Source organism: Bacteroidota bacterium (assembly GCA_034723125.1).
GTDB lineage: Bacteria > Bacteroidota > Bacteroidia > CAILMK01 > JAAYUY01 > JAYEOP01.
This window is the reverse complement of record JAYEOP010000098.1, coordinates 1-1,772: the sequence shown is the minus strand read 5'-3', so window position 1 is coordinate 1,772 and position 1,772 is coordinate 1. Positions and strand designations below refer to the sequence as shown.

Here is a 1,772-nt window from a genome sequence, read left to right as displayed (position 1 = left end):
TGATTTCAGGAATATCTTTTGTAAGTATTTATACAAAATAAATCATTTCATGAAAAGATATTTAATCCTCCTTATTTTTACAATACTTATTTTTACAAAAGTGGATGCAGCCTACATCCTGATTCCAATGGAAGATGCACAAAAAAACCACTTAAAAGCCTATGGAATAACATATTATGTTATTTCTCAAGGAGTAACTGCCGAATGGCTTTTAAATTATCGTAGCGGAAGTTTTGTTTTTCCCTACAGTTCTACTTTTGAAAAAGAATGTAAAATTAGAAATGTCAGCTATGAAGTAATTGCAAATGTTCAATACAATAAAATTGTTACTGACATTTCACACCCTGAAAAAAATCAAGAAGTTGTAAAACTTGAGAAAGCACCCAAAATAGCTGTTTATTCTCCAAAAACAAAACAACCATGGGATGATGCTGTTACCTTAGTACTTACCTATGCAGAAATCCCCTATGATGTAATTTATGATGACGAAATCCTCCAAGACAAATTGCATCTTTATGATTGGCTTCACCTTCATCATGAGGATTTTACAGGTCAAATGGGGAAGTTTTGGTTTGGTTACAGGCATAAAAAGTGGTATCAGGAGGAAAGAAGAGAAAATAAAGAAATTGCACAAAGATGGGGCTATTCAAAAATTTCAGAATTAAAACTTGCTATCGCAAAAAAAATCAGAGATTATGTAGTAGGAGGAGGCTATCTTTTTGCCATGTGTGCTGCTGCCGACACTTACGATATCGCCCTTGCAGCAGATGGAGTCGATATTTGCACTAAAGAATTTGACGGAGACCCAATAGATCCAAATGCTGAAAAAAAATTGAACTTTAATAATACTTTTGCTTTTAAAGATTTTTCATTGGAAAGAAATCCTATAGTTTATGAATTCTCAAGTATTGATGCAACAAATAATCATAAAAAACTTACTGAAGAAAAAGATTATTTTACTCTATTCAATTTTTCAGCAAAATGGGATGTTGTACCAACAATGCTTTGTCAAAATCACTCGCAAATTATAAAAGGTTTCTTTGGTCAAACAACATCTTTCAATGAGAAATACATTAAATCTAATGTTTTGATAATGGGAGAAAGCAAAATGCTAAAATCTGCGAAATACATTCATGGAGAATTCGGTAAAGGTATGTGGACTTTTTACGGAGGACATGACCCCGAAGATTATCAGCATTTTGTTGGTGAACCACCTACGGACTTAAATTTATTCCCCAATTCAACAGGTTATAGATTAATACTCAACAATGTTTTATTTCCTGCTGCGAAAAAGAAAAAAAGAAAAACATAATGGATTTTTGGAAATTGGTTATCCATAAGGACATGATTTGTTGATTTGTTTATTCGGTGATTTGTTGGTTTGTTTTAATAGTCATTTAGTGGTCATTTGCTTCGCTGTCATTTAATTGTCATTAACCCACAATTTTTGTAATCAATTGTTAATTAGGAGAGTGTATTTGAATAGAGCCAAGTTGGGTTAAATTTGTTTAAACGCAGAGTCGCAGAAACGCAGAGAAAAAAAAACCAAAAAATCAACGTTATTCAGGCAGGCACAGACTGAAGACTGCTGACTGCGGACTGGAGACTGAAGACTGCGGACTGGAGACTGAAGACTGCGGACTGGAGACTGGAGACTGAAGACTGCGGACTGGAGACTGGAGACTGAAGACTGCCGACTACTATTAGCCTTTTACCCTACCAAATCTCAAAGCTTTAATAAGCCAATTTGGTAATTGTTTTTTAGGATCACG

At 34.1% G+C, this 1,772-nt stretch carries 1 protein-coding gene; it reads left to right on the top strand.

Annotated elements, in window-relative coordinates; genetic code table 11:
- The coding region (locus U9R42_02890; protein ID MEA3494962.1) for a hypothetical protein at positions 1-1,312 on the top strand (1,312 nt) is incomplete at its 5' end.
- Positions 1,313-1,772: the final 460 nt, after the last annotated feature.